Consider the following 18,445-nt stretch of genomic DNA (forward strand, 5'->3'; position numbering starts at 1 on the left):
AAGCCCTGGAACCACCAGGGCACCGAATAGAGATCCCTCCCATGCTCAGATGGTGCTCGCGTTCGATTTTCCTGCAAGTCGTGATTGGCCTGATGCTCGGCATCGTCTGCGGCCTGGCCCTTCCCGAATTCTCCTCGCAACTCAAACCCTTGGGTGACGGCTTTATCAAGCTGATCAAGATGCTGATTGGCCTGATCGTGTTTTGCGTAGTGGTCAGCGGTATTTCCGGCGCCGGCGACTTGAAAAAAGTCGGGCGTATCGGACTCAAGTCGGTGATCTACTTTGAAGTGCTCACCACCGTCGCCCTGGTGATCGGCCTGATCATGGCCTTCAGCACCGGTATCGGCACCGGCGCCAATATCCACCTGGAACAGTTGTCCTCCGCCGGCCTGAATGAACTGGCCGACAAGGGCCAGCATATCCGCGGCACCAGCCAGTTCCTGATGGAGCTGATTCCCAACTCGGTGATCGGCGCCTTCGCCGACAACAATGTGCTGCAAGTGCTGCTGTTCTCGGTGCTGTTCGGCAGCGCGCTGAACCTGGTGGGTGAAGCCGCTTCCGGCATCTCGCGGCTGATCAATGAACTGAGCCATGTCATCTTCCGCATCATGGGCATGATCGTACGCCTGGCGCCCATCGGCGTGTTCGGTGCCATCGCCTTCACCACCAGCACTTATGGCCTGGATTCGCTGCAACACCTGGGCAGCCTGGTGGGCTTGTTCTACCTGACCTGCTTGGCCTTTGTCGGGCTGGTGCTTGGCCTGGTAATGCGCCTGTCCGGCCTGCGCATGCTGCCGCTGCTCAAGTACCTGCGCGAAGAGCTGCTGATCGTGATGGGCACCGCGTCGTCCGACGCCGTGCTGCCACAGATCATGCGCAAACTTGAACACCTGGGCATCGGCAGCTCGACGGTCGGCCTGGTGATTCCAACCGGCTACTCGTTCAACCTCGACGGTTTCTCGATCTACCTGACCCTGGCCATCGTGTTTATCGCCAATGCCACCGGCACGCCGTTGTCGATGACCGACCTGTTGACCATTTTGCTGGTGTCGCTGATCACCTCCAAAGGTGCCCACGGGATTCCAGGCTCGGCGCTGGTGATTCTGGCGGCGACCCTCACGGCCATTCCGGCGATTCCGGTGGTGGGCCTGGTGCTGGTGCTGGCGGTGGACTGGTTCATGGGCATCGGCCGCGCGCTGACCAACCTGATCGGCAACTGTGTCGCCACCGTGGCCATTGCACGCTGGGAAAAAGACATCGATATCCAGCGCGCCAACAAGGTGCTGCACGGCGAGCAAGGCTATGCCTTTCAGGCCAAGAAGCCGGTGTTGCCGGCGCATCAGGAGTTCTGACCCATTCTATGAGCGAGACAGATCAACTGTGGGAGCGGGCTTGCTCGCGAAGGCGTTGGGTCAGCTAAATAATAAGCTGACTGACACTCCGTATTCGCGAGCAAGCCCGCTCCCACAGTTTGACCGTCGCCAGTTTGGCCATTGTATTTGCACTCTCAAGGAGACGTAGACGTGATCAGCACCTCAACCGTCGTCAACTCAGTCGTAGAAAAACTGCGCGCGGCCCTGGCCCGGGGCCAGTGGCGGCGTGGCGAAATGCTGCCCGGCCAGCGCGAACTGGCCGAGCAGATGGGCATCAGTCGCCCGAGCCTGCGTGAAGCCGTGATCGTGCTGGAAACCCTCGGCCTGGTGCGTTCGATGCCGGGCAAGGGCGTGGTGGTGCTGGAAACCAGCCTCAGCGAACCGCAATCGAGCGACGCCGTGGCGGACGCAAGCCTCGAAGACATCCTGCAACTGCGCTACACCCTTGAGCCCTTCATCGTCGGCCTGGTCGCTCAGTCCATCAGCAGCAAGGAAGTCGGCCAACTGCGCCTGACACTCATGGACATGCGCGAAGCCCTGGATGCCGGCGATGCCGAAGCGGGCATGAACGCCTACATCGGCTTCCACGAAGAACTGTTCGCCCTCACCTCCAACCCGATCTTCCAGAACGTGGTGCAACAGACCAGCAACGCCCTCAAGCAGAGCGCCCAGGTGTTGCGTAACTCACCCGAACACCTGGCGGAACGCCTGCAGGAAAACGAGGCCGTGGTGCGCGCGATCCGCAACAAGAACAGCGCCCTGGCGAGTGCCGAAATGCGTCGGCACATCCTTCAGGAAGGCCTGCGCATGGGCATTCGCTTGAACATCCCGGACGACCATCTGGGCAGCTGACTTTTTGGAGACAGGCCATGACCGCTCACGCGCTGCACCGCAAATCAGTCCTCACCGCCCTGCCCGCGATGCGCCTGGTGGCAGGTAAAAAGCCGTCGGTGGAAGACATCTACCCGCGCCTGTTCGACGCCATTCTGGAACAACGCATCGCACCCGCCAGCCGTTTTACCGAAGAAAGCCTGGGCGAAACCTTTGGTGTGAGCCGCAGCGTGATTCGCCGGGTACTGGCAAAGCTTTCGCATCAGCAAGTCATCATTCTGCGCCCCAACCAGCGCGCCCAAGTGGCCGCGCCGGATGCCCTGCAGACGCGACAGATTCTGGAAGCGCGACGCCTGACGGAAATCACCGTGGTGCAGTTGGCCTGTGTGCACGCCACACCGACCCAGGTTCGGCACTTGCATGAGCTGATCGCTCGCGAACGTGAGTGCATCGAGCGCGATCAACGCGGGCCGGCGATTCGCCTGTCCGGGGAATTCCACCTGCAATTGGCCGCGATGGCGCGGAATGCTCCGCTGGCTCAGTTTCTCAACAGCCTGGTACCGCTGACCTCGCTGATCATCGCCCAATATGAGGCGCACGCCTGCACGTACTGTGCGTGGCAGGAGCATGCAGCCATTGTCGACGCCGTCGAGCAACGGGATGTGAACAGCGCAGTCAGCCTGATGACCGAGCATCTGGATCACCTGGAAACCAAGCTACTGAGCCGCGCTGCATTTGCGAAAAACCCGACAGAACCGGTTATCGCTGACAGGCAAAATGCATTCATTCCTTAGCTCACGTCTTACACGCGGATGAATACCTCTATGCGAGCCTTCACCTTTACGTTGTTCGCTGCCATTTTCGCTCTACCTCTCATTGCTCAAGCACAGGCAGGCGACGAGTCAGGTATCGGAACTGCCATCATTACCCCAGCGCACCCTGTGTGGTTGCTTGAGCAACCCTACGCAGACAGCCCGATGCTCACCGCGCGTACTTTTGGTGTCAGCGCCTACGGCGGCTTTCACGTCAAGGCCAGCCTGGAAATCAGCTGTCACCCGCAGAACCCGACGGCCAGCCTTGCGCTGCAGATCACCCCGCAATCACTGGGTTTCGACAGCGATCCGTTTGAAGGCAAAGATGCCAGCGCAAACGGTCCGTTGCGTATTACCACCGGAACACGCGCGAGCATCGAACGCCCGGTAAATGGCGTTTGGACTTACGCCGGGGCTTTCCAGATCGGTACGGTCTTTGCGCTCAGCACCTCTGTTGCGCCCGATGAATTAGCCTACTGGATCAGCGATGCTTCGCGAGGCCAAACGCTAAAACTTTCGTTAGCCCCGGCCACAGAAGGCGCAGAGCGGTTGACCGCGACGTTCGCGTTGCCGGAAAACAACAACGGGTTGAAAAAAATCATCCAGTCTTGCCAGGGTATTGCCAGCGCGACCCCGCGCTAGTTTTTGAGATCAAACACACTGTGAGAGCTACTTGCCTGCGATAACCGTCTCTCAGTGGAGAATGGGCTCCCACAAAAAAGCAGCCCTGTTTTTGCCCTGCTTCCGCTTCTACCACTCAGGTCGGCTACCAGGCCGCCGTGCTCTGCTTTTGATTTTGATCTGACAGGCCCTGTTAATCACATTTTGAACTCAGCACATCAGGCAGAGGGTATGCGGCTCTTCAGGCTGTACTCAGTCAATGTGGGAGCTGGCTTGTCGGACCGCGGAACCGCTGCGATGGCATCAGCTGGGTATGCCTGATGGACCGAGGTGCCGGCATCGCAGGCAAGCCAGCTCCCACAGAAAAGCAGCCCTGTTTTTGCCCTGCTTTTGCTTCAACCACTCAGGTCGGCTACCAGGCCGCCGTGCTCTGCTTTTGATCTGCTGTTGATCTTGATCTGAGAGGCCCCGTTAACCACGCTGGCCGAACGCAGGCTTGAATCCGTGGGTAACCCGGCAGGACGCCGGGTTAGCCGCGCTGGGCCAAGGATGGCCCATCGCGGCGGCCCACGGATTCAAGCCGGAGTGCGGGCATGCCGAGCCTAGGCGAGGCACCGAGTGGTGGGGCAAAGCGTTTTTTGGTTACTTTTTTAGGCGTTTTGTAAAAAAGTGACCCGCCGTAAGGGCGGAACCCTAAGCCGCCGTTACCGCAGCAACGGATATGTACTCAATCTACTCAACCCCCTCACAGACTTAAAGCGACACAAAGAGTTGTGTAGATACCTATGGCTATCACAGGCAAGCCAGCTCCCCCCATTGACCCAGGTGTTTGATAAATAGGGTTCCAACAAAAAGCCCCCGTATCTCACGATACGGGGGCTTTTGTTTTACGGCGGGATCAAGCCGGCGCAAGCACCGACTGACCGCTCAACGCCAGGTCCAACAACTCACGGTTAGCCACCGCGTACATGGCGTAGTCCGTGCCGACAGCTGCACGAATTTCCACCATCATTGCGCGCCAGCGATCGGCCATGTCCTGGTGCTGCTCAAGCCACAGGGCCACGCGGGCTTCCATGTCTTGTGGCGCATCGGCCATTTGCAGGACCGCGATGGTGATCGCCCGTTGCTGCCAGTCCACGTCGTCGCGGAAGGCTTCGCGTGCCTGGGCCTGCCAGTTGTTGGCCACCGGCAGATCGCTGATCTGCTGCAGGTACCACGGCAAGTCCAGGGCACTGCCGACGGCGAAGTAGGCTTTGGCCACTTCAGCGGCGTCATGCCCGGTAACGTCGGCGGCTTCGATGATCGGCAGCAATGTGTACAGGTGGGTAGTACCTGCAACCATGCGCGCCAACAATTCCGGTACGCCGGCTTCGGTGTAGGCCTGGTAGCGGTTCTGCCAGCCTTCGCGGGTCGGGCCTTCCAGCAATTCGTCGAGCTTGAGGCCCAACGCCGCCAGGTGTGGACCGAAATGCGCGGTGTCACGGCCAGCGTCCTGCTCGTTGCGACGGCTGCGCAGGAACCAGCGCGTAGCACGGCGGCCCAGGCGCATCAGCTCGTCCATCAGCTCCAGTTGCACGTCGGCGGAGACCAGGTGGTCCAGGGCTTCAATCTGACGGAACCAGTGCGGGAGATGGAAGATGTCACGCACAATCACATACGCGCCCGCTACGTTCGCCGGGCTCATGCCGGTCGACTCTTTGAGTCGTTGAACGAAGGTGATGCCCATGTGGTTAACCAGGTCGTTGGCGATCTGGGTGCTGACGATCTCACGCTTGAGGCGGTGGCGACGCATGGCTTCGCCGAACTTGGCGACCAGGCTCGGTGGGAACGCGGTCTCCATGTCACGGGTCAGGTAGTCGTCATCCGGCACCAGCGACTTGAGCAGTGCTTCCTTGAGGTCGATCTTGCTGTAGGAGATCAACACCGACAGCTCCGGACGGGTCAGGCCCTTGCCGGTTGCGGCGCGCTCGGAGAGCTGCTCCTCGGTCGGCAGGTACTCGATGGCGCGGTCCAGCTTGCCACGGCCTTCCAGGTCGCTCATCAGGCGCTTGTACTCGGCAGCACGCTCGTAGGCACGGCGTGCGGCCAGGGACAACGCCTGGGTTTGCTTGTAGTTGTTGCCCAACACCAGGTTGCCGACTTCGTCGGTCATGCTCGCCAGCAGCTGGTTGCGCTGCTTGTCGGTCATGTCACCGGCCTGCACCACTTCGTTGAGCAGGATCTTGATGTTCACTTCGTGGTCGGAGCAGTCCACACCACCGGCGTTGTCGATGAAGTCGGTGTTGGAACCGCCGCCATTGAGGCCGAACTCCACACGACCCAGCTGGGTCATGCCGAGGTTACCGCCCTCGCCCACGACCTTGCAGCGCAGCTCGTTGCCGTTGACGCGCAGCGCGTCGTTGGCCTTGTCGCCCACGTCGGCGTGGCTTTCAGTGCTGGCCTTGACGTAAGTACCGATACCACCGTTCCACAACAGGTCCACCGGCGCCTTGAGCAAGGCGTTCAGCAGTTCGGTCGGGGTCAGCTTGTCGGCCCGGATGTCGAAGCGCTCTTTCATCTGTGGCGAGATGGCAATGCTCTTCGCGCTGCGCGAGAAGATGCCGCCGCCTTCGGACATGATGCTGGTGTCGTAGTCGGTCCACGCCGAACGCGGCAGCTCGAACATGCGCTGACGCTCGACGAAGCTGGTCGCCGGGTTCGGGTTCGGGTCGATGAAGATGTGCAAGTGGTTGAAGGCCGCGACCAGTTGCAGCTTGTCGGACATCAACAGGCCGTTACCGAACACGTCACCGGCCATATCGCCGACGCCCACCACCGTGATGCTGTCTTCCTGCACGTTGATGCCGCGCTCACGGAAGTGACGCTGCACACCGACCCACGCGCCCTTGGCGGTGATGCCCATTTTCTTGTGGTCGTAACCGGCGGAACCACCGGAAGCGAACGCATCGCCCAGCCAGAAGCCGTAGTCGATGGCAATGCCGTTGGCGATGTCGGAGAAGGTCGCAGTGCCCTTGTCCGCAGCCACAACCAGGTACGGGTCATCGTCGTCATGACGCACGACGTTGACCGGCGGCACCAGGGCGCCGTCTTTCAGGTTGTCGGTGATGTCCAACAGGCCGGAAATGAAGATGCGGTAGCAGGCGATGCCCTCGGCCGCGATCTCGTCCCGGCTGCCGCCCAATGGCAGGCGACGCGGCAGGAAGCCGCCCTTGGCGCCCACTGGCACGATCACCGAGTTCTTCACTTGCTGGGCTTTTACCAGGCCGAGCACTTCGGTACGGTAATCCTCTTCACGGTCGGACCAACGCAGGCCGCCGCGCGCGACGTTACCAAAGCGCAGGTGCACGCCTTCAACGCGTGGCGAGTACACGAAAATTTCAAACTTCGGTACCGGCTTGGGCAGTTCAGGGATGGCGCGCGGGTCGAACTTGAAGCTGAAGTACGACTTGTTCTGGCCGTTGGCGTCGGTCTGGTAGAAGTTGGTACGCAGGGTCGCCTTGATCAGGTCCAGGTAGCGACGCAGGATACGGTCTTCGTTGAGCACCTGAACGTCGTCCAGGGCGGTGAGGATCGCTTGCTCCAGACGTTGCTGCTTGTCTTCCAGGTCATCGGCGGTGAGCTTGCGCGCCAGGTAGAAGCGGGTCTTGAACAACCGGGTCAACTCGCGGGCGATGTCGGTGTGGTTGTTCAGGGTGCTGGCGATATAACCGAGGTCGAAGCCCAGGCGGATCTGCTTCAGGTAGCGCGCGTACGCACGCAGCAGCGCCACGTCGCGCCAAGGCAGGCCGGCGGTCAGTACCAGGCGGTTGAACGCATCGTTTTCGGCATCGCCGTGAACGATGTGCACGAACGCGTCCTGCAAGGTGTCGTTGAGCTGCTGGATATCCAGGTTCACGCCTTCGGCGGCGATGAACGCAAAGTCATGGATCCAGAACTCGCGGCCATTGGCATGACGCAGGCGGTACGGGAACTCACCCAGCACGCGCAGGCCGAGGTTTTCCAGGATCGGCAGCACGTCGGACAACGCCAGCGGGGTATCGGCGTGGTAGAGCTTGCAATGCAGCTCGCGTTGGCCGGAGACCTGGCCCAACGGCTGGTAGAAGCTCATCACCAGCGGGTTGGCTTCGGTCAGGCTGTTCAGGTGCTGCATATCGACCACAGCCGAATGCGCAGCAAAACGTTCACGGTAACCGGCTGGGAAGCCTTTCGGGAAATCCGCCAGCACGTTGGTGCCTTGGGCTTCGCCGAAGCTTTCCACGACCAGGCTGGAGTAGTCGTCCTGCCAGCTGCGGCAGGCCTGCACCACTTCTTTTTCCAGCTGCAGCGGGTCGATGGCGAGGCGGTTCTTCGGGTCAACCCGCAGAATCAATTGCACACGGGCCAGCACGGACTCGGAGAAGAAGGTCCAGAATTCGCAGTCCGAGGCTTTCAGACGATCCATCAGCACTTGCTGAATCTTCTGGCGCACTTCGGTGGAGTAGATGTCACGTGGCACGTAGGCCAGGCAGTAGCAGAAACGACCGTACGGGTCTTTGCGCAGGAACACGCGGATCTTGTTGCGCTCCTGGATCTGCACGATCGACATCACGGTGCTGAACAGCTCGTCGACCGGGGTCTGGAACAGGTCATCGCGCGGCAACACTTCAACGACTTGCGCCAGTTCCTTGCCCAGGTGAGCCTTGGCCTGGAAGCCCGAACGGCGTTCGATTTCCGCCACCTTGCGGCGGATATAAGGAATCACCCGCACGCTTTCGCCGTACACCGAAGAGGTGTAGAGGCCCATGAAGCGGTGTTCCTTGATGACTTTGCCGTCGGCGCTGATCTCGCGGATCGACACATAGTCCGGATAAGCCGGGCGATGCACGCGGCTTGGGTGCGCAGCCTTGGCGAACGACAGCACAACCGGCTCGTTCAGGTAGGCCACGGCGTAGTCTTCGATACGCAGGTCTTCGGCGGTGAGGCCGGCACGCAGCAGCTTGGTCAGGCCGAGGAAGGAATTGGCGTCATATTCGATATGTCCGCCATCCGCCCCGTCACGTACCACAAACTCTTCATAGCCGAGGAAGGTGAAGTGGTTGCCCACCAGCCATTCCAGGAAGCTTTTGATCTCGGCTTTTTCTTCGCCGTCGATGCTGAACTTGCTCGCATCAATACCGGCCAGCAGGTCCTGGACCTTGGCTTTCATCGGTTCGAAATCGGCCACGGCCACGCGCACTTCGCCCAGTACCTGCTCAAGCTCTTTGCTCAGCACGCTCAGTTCGGCGGCATTGGCGCAGCGGTCGATTTCCAGGTACATCAGCGATTCTTGCTGGATGCCTTCGCCCTGGGTGCCTTTTGGCAGGATTTCCAGCAGCTCGGCCTTCTTGCCACGGCGCACGCTGAGGACGGTGGTCTGCAGGGTATGGATGCTGTAGCCACGACGGTTCAGCTCGGTACGGACCGAGTCCACCAGAAAGGGCAGGTCATGGTGCAGCACTTCGACGGCGGTATGGGTCGACTGCCAGCCATGACGTTCGTAATCGGGGTTGTAGACCCGCACTTGCGGTTGGGTGTGATCAAAGCGCTCAAGCAGGCGCCAGGCAGATAAAGTGCAACCGGCCAGGTCGGAAAGGCGACGTTGGGTCAGTTCGTCCAGGGAAATGATGCCGAAAAATTGTTCAGCGAACAGCGCCACTTGTGGCAGTGCCTGTTCACTGATGTGCTGCGCCAGTGCCGCTTGCAGTTGATGCTGGAAGTCGGCCTTGCTGGCTGCGGTGAAGAACGCCATCTGTGGTACTCCGCTTGGGCTTGTTATTGATGGAAGCGTCGCGTTTTCCCCTTGCGGGGAGACCGTCAGCGCTGTTCGCAGGTACTGATAACAAGCACCATAAACGAATCAGGGTGACAGGTGGGTGAAGCTGGACAAGACAATGAGGTCACATACAACTCCCATAAGATGTGCAGCATGCAGGGCGACGGTACGACGGGCAGGTCAGACTCCCGGCACAGGGCACATCCGTTGCGCAGCTTAACGAGTGTAGGAAGACGGCTGCTTGCGACGCTGCGACATATTCGGTCATCGGTACGCAGGCCTGGGGTTGCGACTTGAGCAACCCGTATTTTTCCGAAGAAAAACCCGCTATTTTCCAGCTCACGAGTACCGAAAATGACTGATAGAGCCCGTCAGGTCATACCCTGGGTCTGACACAGAATGCAGCACAAAATTCGCCGCAATGGCACAATTGCCCCGCTGTGCCCTCCCCCAAACAGGATTTCCCATGCTGCAACTGAACACCGACGCGCTGATGGCCACCCCGTGCGACGACGAAGAAGACAACATGGCCATGCTCTGCTGCCACGGTAAAAACGGCGAGATGTTCATGCTCACCCGTTACCCGGACGAAGATGAAGTCGAACTGACTTGGGATTACGAGCCGTCGACCCTGGATGGGCTGAAGGTCACGCTAAGCGACACGACGTTGCGGGTTGAGTTAGCTGCGGGCGATGCCGATGCACTGGGTGGCAAGGATCATCTGGAAATTCTCCACAGCACCGCCGCGTCGGACTTGGCTGAAGTTGAGGAAACCTTGCAGAACATTCTTAAGGGCACAGGCACCTTTACCCGAATCTAAACCGCACCAACGATCAAATGTGGGAGGGGGCTCGCCCCCGATAGCAGTCGATCAGTCACAGACGTATAAACTGATCCACCGCTATCGGGGGCAAGCCCCTCCCACATTGACCGTGTTCCCATACAAATTTCCTACAAGATTTGCCAAAAATACCCGTCACGCCGTTAGTCGCCACCCCCCTCGATGCATTAAAGTAAGCGCCCCAGGCCCGGCGTTTTTTCTCGACGCCCAGGCTCACCTCTCCAGGAACCGTCATCGATGGAACATCGTGAAGCGCTGCTCGCGCTGCGAACCTTTCTTTCTACGCAGATTCTCGGCCAGGAAAAACTCATCGATCGCCTCCTGATCGCCCTGCTTGCCGACGGCCATATGCTGGTCGAAGGCGCACCGGGCCTGGCCAAGACCAAAGCCATCAAAGAGTTGGCCGAAGGCATCGAAGCGCAGTTCCATCGCATCCAGTTCACCCCCGACCTGCTGCCTGCCGACATCACCGGCACCGAGATCTATCGCCCGGAAACCGGCAGCTTTGTGTTCCAACAGGGCCCGATCTTCCACAACCTGGTGCTGGCGGACGAAATAAACCGCGCACCGGCCAAGGTGCAGTCGGCACTGCTCGAAGCCATGGCCGAGCGCCAGGTCAGCGTCGGGCGCAGCACCTACGACTTGTCGCCACTGTTTCTGGTGATGGCCACGCAAAACCCCATCGAGCAGGAAGGCACCTACCCATTGCCCGAAGCCCAGCTCGACCGCTTCCTGATGCACGTCAAAATCGGGTTCCCGGATGCAGCGGTAGAGCGACGCATCCTGCAACAAGCCCGAGGCGAAGCCCTCAACGGTGAAACCAAGCCCGAACGCCGCGTCAGTCAGCAGGCGATTTTTGCTGCGCGCAAGGAAATCCTCGGCCTGTACATGGCCGATGCGGTGGAGGAATACCTGGTGCAACTGGTGATGGCCACGCGCACCCCGGCCAAGTTCGACCCGGAAATGGCCGAGTGGATCGCCTACGGCGCCAGCCCGCGCGGCTCTATCGCCCTGGACCGCTGCGCCCGCGCGCATGCGTGGCTGGCCGGGCGCGACTTTGTGAGCCCGGAAGATATCCAGGCCGTGCTGTTCGACGTGCTGCGCCACCGCATCATTTTGTCGTTCGAAGCCGAAGCGGCCGGCATTGACCAGGACCGCGTGGTGCAACGCATTCTCGACGTCGTTGCCGTCGCTTGAAACCCATGAACGCCAGCGATGGAATCCGCGTCACGCTCAGCGAATTGATTGAGATGCGCCACCGTGTGCGCGAAGTGCAGTTGTTTTCCACGCCGAGCCAGCGCAGCCCATTGATCGGCCTGCACCATTCCAAGTTGCGTGGGCGTGGCGTGGACTTTGACCAGGTGCGTGTGTACCAGGCCGGGGACGATGTGCGCACCATCGACTGGCGTGTGACGGCGCGTACCCAGGAACCGCATACCAAACTGTTCCACGAAGAACGCGAGCGACCGATTTTCATCATGGTCGAGCAAAGCTGCCGGCTGTTTTTCGGTTCCGGCCAGATGTTCAAGTCGGTACTGGCCGCGCAAGCCGCCAGCCTGATAGGCTGGGCAGCCCTGGGGCATAACGACCGCGTTGGCGGGCTGGTCTTCGGCGACAGCGAACACTACGAAATCAAGCCCCGGCGCAGCAAGCAAAGCCTGCTGCAACTGCTCAACCGCCTGGTGCGGGTCAACCAGAGCCTCAATACCGAAAGCCGACCCGAAGCGGACGCCCTCGGCATGGCCTTGCGCCGTGGCCGCGAAGTGTTGCGCCCGGGCAGCCTGGTGATTGTGATCTGCGATGAACGCGCGCTCACCGAAGGTGCCGAACAGCAGCTGAGCCTGCTGTCTCGGCATTGCGACCTCTTGCTGCTGCCCATCTCCGACCCGCTGGACCACGCCTTGCCCGCCGCAGGGTTGTTGCGCTTTGCCGAACGCGGCGCGCAGTTGGAACTGGACACGCTTAACTTCGACTTACGCCAGGCCTACAAGGCCCAGGCCGAAGCGCGCATCGCCCGCTGGGAACTGCTCGCACAGAAACTGCGGATTCTATTGATGCCCTTGAGCACCCAGAGCGAAATGGTCGAGCAGCTGCGCGAATACCTCAACCCGCAACGCCCGGTTAAAAAGCAATGAGCAGCCTCGACCAACTGCAACCCCTGATCGCCCCGCCGGCCATCGGCTTCTGGCCCCCTGCGCCGGGCTGGTGGCTGTTGCTGCTGGTGATTCCGCTGTGCGCCTGGGGGTTGTGGTGGCTGCGCCGTTTCCTGCCGGCGCGCCGCCCGGTCGCGCGTGCCGAACAACCGCTGGACCCGCTGCGCATCACCGCCCTGGCAGAGCTTGCGCTGATGCCAAAACCTTACGACGGCGCCCCCGCCGGCGCCTGGCTGCAACAGCTCAACGGCTTGCTCAAGCGCCTGTGCCGCAACGACTACCCCTACAGCCAGAGCCACACCCTCAACGGCCGCAAATGGCTGGCGTTCCTCGACAACCGCTGCCCTGCTGCCGGCCTGACCCGCTGGATGGTGCTGGTGGAAGGCGCCTACAAACCCGAATGCAAACTCGACGACAAGGCTATCGCCGGCCTGACCCAAGCCGTCGACACCTGGATTCGCAAACATGTTTGAGTTCGCCTGGCCGTGGATCTTCGCCCTGTTGCCATTGCCCTGGCTGATGCGGCTGATCCTGCCCGTGGCCGACAGCGGCGAGCCCGCCCTGAAAGTCAGCTACCTCGCCGACCTCGAAGGCCTGGCCCGTCGTCGCGCGCGCGTCAACCTGCCGGGCTGGCGCCAGCAGGCGCCCTTCGTGGTGCTGTGGCTGCTGCTGCTGAGCGCTGCCGCCCGCCCGGAATGGCTCGGCGAACCGCTGCCGATTGCCGCCAGCGGCCGCGACTTGCTGGTGGCGGTGGACGTGTCCGGCTCCATGGACTTCCCGGATATGCACTGGCAAGACGATGACGTCAGCCGCCTGAGCCTGGTCCAACACCTGCTCGGGGACTTCCTGGAAAGCCGCGAAGGCGACCGCGTCGGCCTGATCCTGTTTGGCAGCCAGGCCTACCTGCAAGCGCCGCTGACCTTCGACCGGCGCACCGTGCGCACTTGGCTGGACGAAGCGCGCATCGGCATTGCCGGCAAGAACACCGCCATCGGTGATGCGATTGGCCTGGCCCTGAAACGCCTGCGCCAGCGCCCGGCGCAAAGCCGCGTGCTGATCCTGGTCACCGATGGCGCCAACAACGCCGGGCAAATCGACCCGTTGACCGCCGCACGCCTGGCCGCTGAAGAAGGCGTGAAAATCTACCCCATCGGCATTGGCGCCGACCCCGAGCAAACCGGCTCCCTGGGCATCCTCGGCGTCAACCCGAGCCTCGACCTCGACGAACCCGCGTTGAAGGCGATTGCCGACGCGACCGGTGGCCGCTACTTCCGCGCCCGCGACGGCAACGAGCTGCAAAAGATCAAGGACACCCTCGACCAGCTTGAGCCTGTTGCGCAACAACCGACACAAGCCCGCCCGGCCCAGGCGCTTTACAGTGCGCCATTGGCCCTGGCGTTGATCCTGAGCATGTTGCTGGTGGTCCAGGAACGCTGGCCCAACAACGCGCTGCAACGCTTACTCAATAAACTCTCGACCAAGGGCATTTTCCTGCAACAGCACCCCGAATGGCGCCAACGCCTCAAACGCCTGCGTTTGCGGAGGCGTCGATGATCGACCTGTGGCCGCACTGGTTCCGTCCCTGGTGGCAGTTGTTGTTGCCGCTGCTCGGCTGGCTGCTGTGGCAGCTTTGGCATCGGCAAAAACGCGCCGGGCGCTGGCAGATGATCCTGCCACCGGCCTTTCATGCGGTGTTGCTCAGTGGTGGCAACGGTCGCGAAAGCAAATCGCCGTGGGTGCTGCTGGGTGTCGGCTGGCTACTGGCCGTGTTGGCCTTGTTGGGTCCCAGCTGGCAAAGGGTTGAACAGTCCAGCCAGAAACCCTCCGACCCGGTCGTGGTGCTGCTGGAATTGACCCCGGAAATGCTCGCCACCGACAGCCCACCCAATCGCCTGGAGCAAGCGCGGCGCAAGCTGTATGACTTGCTGCAAGCACGCGACAATGCGCCGACCGCAATCGTCGTGTATGCCGGTAGCGCCCACACCCTGGTGCCGCTGTCGGATGACCTGGCCACCAGCCGTAACCTGCTCGAGGCCCTGCGCCCTTCGATCATGCCCGAGCCCGGCCATCGCGCCGACCTGGCAGTGGCCAAGGCGCTGGGTTTGCTTAAACAGGGCGGCCTCGGTCAGGGGCGCCTGCTGCTGGTGGGCTCGTCGCTGTCGAAACAGGAACGCCAAGGCATTCGGCTGCAGCTGCAAGGTGGGCAGGCGCCAACGCTGTCGATCCTCGGCATCGGCAGCCGTGAAGGCACACCGGTGACCCAGGAAAGCGGCGAGTTCCTCAAGGACGACCAAGGCGCGATCCTGGTGCCGCGCCTCGACAGCCCGACCCTCAAGGCCTTCGCCAGTGAAATGGGCGGCCGTTACCGCGCCGCACGCCTGGACGACAAAGACCTGCGTCAACTCAACCTGCTCGACGGCCCGCAAACCCTGCGCAACGATGGCCAACTGTTGCACCTCGACGCCTGGGCCGACCAGGGTTACTGGCTGCTCCTGCCGCTGTTGCTCCTCGCTGCCTGCGCCGGGCGCCGTGGCTGGCTGTTTTGTTTGCCTTTGCTGTTACTCGGGGCGCCGCAACCAAGTTACGCCTTTGAACTTCAGGACCTGTGGCTGCGCCCCGACCAGCAGGGCCAGTACCTGCTCAAGCACAAGCGCCCCGCCGAAGCGGCCGAGCGCTTCGAGGACCCGCAATGGCAAGGCGTGGCGCTGTACGAGGCCGGTAACTATGCCGAGGCTATCAAGCGTTTTGCCCAAGGCAATGACGCCTACTCCCACTACAATCGTGGTAACGCCCTGGCCAAATCCGGCGAACTGGAAGCGGCCATCGACGCCTACGAACAGGCGCTGGAGGCCCAGCCCGACCTGCAACCAGCGCTCAAAAACAAAGCCTTGGTGGAAAGCGTGATGCAGCAACAAGCACAGCCCGAACCGACCAAGCCGGCAAAAAACGAAGATGACGAAACCACCCAGCCCGGCCAAACTGCGCAACCGGGCAATACCGGGCAAAGTGCCACAGGTGGCGAGCAATCACCCCAGGGCCAGGGTGAGACCGGCACCGGCGAGAGCCAATCAGGCACTGCGCCAAAAGCCGGCGGCAACGACGTACCGGGCAGCGAGTTAGGGGATGAGCAAACCACCACCCCGCCCTTGCGCCCTGCCGATGCCAGCATTGACGGCGAACATCGCCAGGCCCTGGAGCAATGGCTGCAGGAGATCCCGGACAACCCCGGCGAACTGCTGCGCCGCAAATTCTGGTACGAACAGCAACAACATCAGGACAAGACTCGATGAGCCGCCGCACCACCCTTCTGCTCCTGCTTGCGTTGTCGGCAGGCCACGCCCAGGCGGAAAACCTCGTCGCCAGCGTCGACCGCAGCCGCGTCAATTCCGGGGAAACGGTGGAACTGACGGTGGAGTCCAGCGACGTCACCCAATTCGGCAAACCCGACCTGTCGCCCCTCGACGCACAGTTCGAAGTCAGCGGCACCCGCCAGATCAACCAGCTCACCACCCTGGGCGGCGATAACCACGCCACCACGCGCTGGATCATCACCCTGCTGCCCAAGGAAAACGGCACCGTGGTGATTCCGCCGCTGCAAGTCGGTGAGCTCAAGACCCAGCCGATCAGCCTGCAAGTGGTCGAAACGGCCAGCCAGAACACCAGCGCCGAACTGGCCCCGGTGTTCATCGAAACCAGCCTCGACCAAACCAGCGTGTACGTCCAGGCCCAGGCCCTGTTGACCGTGCGCGTTTATCATTCGGTGTCGCTGTATGACGACAGCAGCCTCACGCCGTTGCAGATTCCGGATGCACGCATCGAGCAGTTGGGTGAGTCGCGCACCTACGAGAAAGTCATCAACAGCATTCGCCATGGCGTGATCGAAACCCGCTACGCGATCTACCCGCAGCACAGCGGCGCATTGATGATTCCGGCGCAGACCTTCAGTGCGACCCTGGTGGAATCGCGCCCGCCCCAAGAGAACACGCTGCAAGGCACCAAACCGGGCAAGTTGATTCACGTCAGCTCGGCCGAGTTGCCGTTGACGGTCAAACCCAAGCCGGAATTCTACCCCGCCGATGCGCCCTGGTTGCCTGCGCGCAGCCTGAACCTGAGCGAAGCCTGGAACCCCGCGCCTGATCACGTGCAGGTCGGCGACTCCTTGACCCGCAGCCTCACAGTCAAGGCCGAGGGCCTTTCCAGCGCGCAACTGCCGGCGCTGCCCAGCACCGACATCAACGGCCTGCGCCGCTACCCCGACCAACCGGTGCTCGCCAACCAGAGCAACGACCACGGCCTGACAGGCAGCCGCGAAGACCGCGAAGCGCTGGTGCTGACCCGCGCCGGCGCTGTCGAACTGCCGGCCGTGGAAGTGGTGTGGTGGAACACCCACGAAGACCACCTCGAACGCACCAGCCTGCCCGCGCGCACCTTGCAAGTGGCGACCAACCCGAGCCTGGTGGTGGACACCCCCGCCACGCCGACGGTAATTACTGCGCCAGACGATGACCGCCTGTGGCTGTGGCAACTGAGCACACTGATCTTTGTGTGCACCACGCTGCTGGGCTTCGGCCTGTGGTGGCGTGCGCGTCGGCAACCGGCCGTGCAACGTGCCGCGCAAACCGGCCCAAGCCCGCGCAGCCTGCTCGACGACCTCAAGCGCGCCACCCAGGCCAACGACCCGCAGGCCACGCGCCAGGCACTGGACGCCTGGGCGCGGCAACAGCCGGAAACCCTGGCGGATATGGCCGCGCGGTTTGTGCCGTTGTCGGATGCGCTGGATGGGCTGAACGGCGCGCTGTACAGCGAAAGCGGCCAATATTGGCTGGGCGAAGACTTGTGGCGCGCGATAAAAGCCATTCCTACGGCTGAACGCGAACAAGACCCGGCGACGGATACCACCAGCCTGCCGCCGCTGTATCCCAAGTAAATCCCGGGCTGCCTCACCCCACAAAACCTATGTGGGAACTGGCTTGTGTGGGAGCCGGGCTTGCCCGCGATGCAGGCACCTCGCTGTTTCAGATGTTCCGAGGTGATGCCATCGCAGGCAAGCCAGCTCCCACAGAAAAGCGCAGCGCCACGGCCTGGCAGATAAACTCGGTCAAACTGTGGGAGCCGGGCTTGCCCGCGATGGCATCAACTGCTTATACCTGATGTACCGAGGTGCCTGCATCGCAGGCAAGCCAGCTCCCACAGAAAAGCGCAGCGCCGCGCCTGGCAGCTAAACTCGGTCAAACTGTGGGAGCCGGGCTTGCCCGCGATGGCATCAACTGCTTATGCCTGATGTACCGAGGTGTCTGCATCGCAGGCAAGCCAGCTCCCACAGAAAAGCGCAGCGCCAGGGCCTGACAGCTAAACTCAGTCAAACTGTGGGAGCGAGCTTGCTCGCGATGGCATCAACGGCTTATGCCTGATGTACCGAGGTGTCTGCATCGCAGGCAAGCCAGCTCCCACAGAAAAGCGCAGCGCCACGGCCTGACAGCTAAACTCAGTCAAACTGTGGGAGCGAGCTTGCTCGCGATGGCATCAACGGCTTATGCCTGATGTACCGAGGTGTCTGCATCGCAGGCAAGCCAGCTCCCACAGAAAAGCGCAGCGCCTCGGCCTGGCAGCTAAACTCGGTCAAATTGTGGGAGCGAGCTTGCTCGCGATGGCATCAACGGCTTATGCCTGATGTACCGAGGTGTCTGCATCGCAGGCAAGCCAGCCCCCACAGAAAAGCGCAGCGCCACGGCCTGGCAGATAAACTCGGTCAAATTGTGGGAGCGGGCTTGCTCGCGAATGCGGTGGTTCAGTTACAAATGTGCTGACTGACCCACCGCTTTCGCGAGCAAGCCCGCTCCCACATTTGGATCTCATTACATCAGGTGGATGCTGTGTTGCACTGCTTCTGCTCTGCTTTTGCTTCAACCACTCAGGTCGGCTACCAGGCCGCCGTGCTCTGCTGTTGATCTTGATCTGAGAGGCCCCGTTAACCACGCTGGCCGAACGCAGGCTTGAATCCGTGGGTAACCCGGCAGGACGCC

General features: G+C 61.7%; 12 protein-coding genes. 11 read left to right on the plus strand and 1 reads right to left on the minus strand.

Going from position 1 to position 18,445, the window contains the following annotated elements; all coding sequences use genetic code 11:
- Positions 1-26 precede the first annotated feature (26 nt).
- The 4 genes from A7J50_RS15965 to A7J50_RS15980 all read left to right on the plus strand — a co-directional run bounded on the left by A7J50_RS15965 (position 27) and on the right by A7J50_RS15980 (position 3,658).
- Positions 27-1,352 carry a C4-dicarboxylate transporter DctA gene (locus tag A7J50_RS15965; RefSeq protein WP_237140923.1) on the plus strand — a complete coding sequence of 442 codons (1,326 nt, stop codon included), beginning with the start codon at positions 27-29 and terminating at the stop codon, positions 1,350-1,352.
- 171 nt (positions 1,353-1,523) lie between these two features.
- Complete coding sequence (locus A7J50_RS15970) at positions 1,524-2,225, plus strand: FadR/GntR family transcriptional regulator (RefSeq protein WP_053255777.1); 702 nt, start codon at positions 1,524-1,526, stop codon at positions 2,223-2,225.
- 17 nt (positions 2,226-2,242) lie between these two features.
- Complete coding sequence (locus A7J50_RS15975; protein WP_237140850.1) at positions 2,243-2,998, plus strand: GntR family transcriptional regulator; 756 nt, start codon at positions 2,243-2,245, stop codon at positions 2,996-2,998.
- A 30-nt stretch (positions 2,999-3,028) separates the two neighbouring features.
- Entirely contained in the window at positions 3,029-3,658 is a 630-nt protein-coding gene (locus A7J50_RS15980) for a hypothetical protein (protein WP_064452689.1), read from the plus strand.
- 877 nt (positions 3,659-4,535) lie between these two features.
- Here the strand turns inward: A7J50_RS15980 and A7J50_RS15985 are convergent.
- Positions 4,536-9,404 (minus strand): NAD-glutamate dehydrogenase, encoded by a 4,869-nt coding sequence (locus A7J50_RS15985; protein WP_064452690.1) that lies wholly within the window; start codon positions 9,402-9,404, stop codon positions 4,536-4,538.
- Between the two features lie 490 nt (positions 9,405-9,894).
- Here A7J50_RS15985 and A7J50_RS15990 point away from each other — a divergent pair, with 490 nt between their 5' ends.
- The 7 genes from A7J50_RS15990 to A7J50_RS16020 all read left to right on the plus strand — a co-directional run bounded on the left by A7J50_RS15990 (position 9,895) and on the right by A7J50_RS16020 (position 17,349).
- Positions 9,895-10,248 carry a hypothetical protein gene (locus A7J50_RS15990; protein ID WP_064452691.1) on the plus strand — a complete coding sequence of 118 codons (354 nt, stop codon included), beginning with the start codon at positions 9,895-9,897 and terminating at the stop codon, positions 10,246-10,248.
- Positions 10,249-10,506: 258 nt separating this feature from the next.
- Positions 10,507-11,466 carry an AAA family ATPase gene (locus tag A7J50_RS15995; protein ID WP_003174327.1) on the plus strand — a complete coding sequence of 320 codons (960 nt, stop codon included), beginning with the start codon at positions 10,507-10,509 and terminating at the stop codon, positions 11,464-11,466.
- A 5-nt stretch (positions 11,467-11,471) separates the two neighbouring features.
- Complete coding sequence (locus A7J50_RS16000) at positions 11,472-12,404, plus strand: DUF58 domain-containing protein (RefSeq protein WP_049712996.1); 933 nt, start codon at positions 11,472-11,474, stop codon at positions 12,402-12,404.
- Positions 12,401-12,895 (plus strand): DUF4381 domain-containing protein, encoded by a 495-nt coding sequence (locus A7J50_RS16005; RefSeq protein ID WP_064452692.1) that lies wholly within the window; start codon positions 12,401-12,403, stop codon positions 12,893-12,895. The genes A7J50_RS16000 and A7J50_RS16005 overlap by 4 nt, the downstream gene beginning before the upstream one ends.
- Complete coding sequence (locus A7J50_RS16010) at positions 12,888-13,976, plus strand: vWA domain-containing protein (RefSeq protein WP_064452693.1); 1,089 nt, start codon at positions 12,888-12,890, stop codon at positions 13,974-13,976. The genes A7J50_RS16005 and A7J50_RS16010 overlap by 8 nt, the downstream gene beginning before the upstream one ends.
- Positions 13,973-15,712 (plus strand): tetratricopeptide repeat protein, encoded by a 1,740-nt coding sequence (locus A7J50_RS16015; protein ID WP_064452694.1) that lies wholly within the window; start codon positions 13,973-13,975, stop codon positions 15,710-15,712. Before A7J50_RS16010 ends, A7J50_RS16015 begins: the two co-directional genes overlap by 4 nt.
- A complete protein-coding gene (locus A7J50_RS16020) occupies positions 15,709-17,349 on the plus strand; it encodes a BatD family protein (protein ID WP_064452695.1) in 1,641 nt (546 codons plus the stop codon). Before A7J50_RS16015 ends, A7J50_RS16020 begins: the two co-directional genes overlap by 4 nt.
- The last annotated feature ends 1,096 nt before the right edge of the window (positions 17,350-18,445 follow it).

Source organism: Pseudomonas antarctica (genome assembly GCF_001647715.1).
GTDB lineage: Bacteria > Pseudomonadota > Gammaproteobacteria > Pseudomonadales > Pseudomonadaceae > Aquipseudomonas > Aquipseudomonas antarctica_A.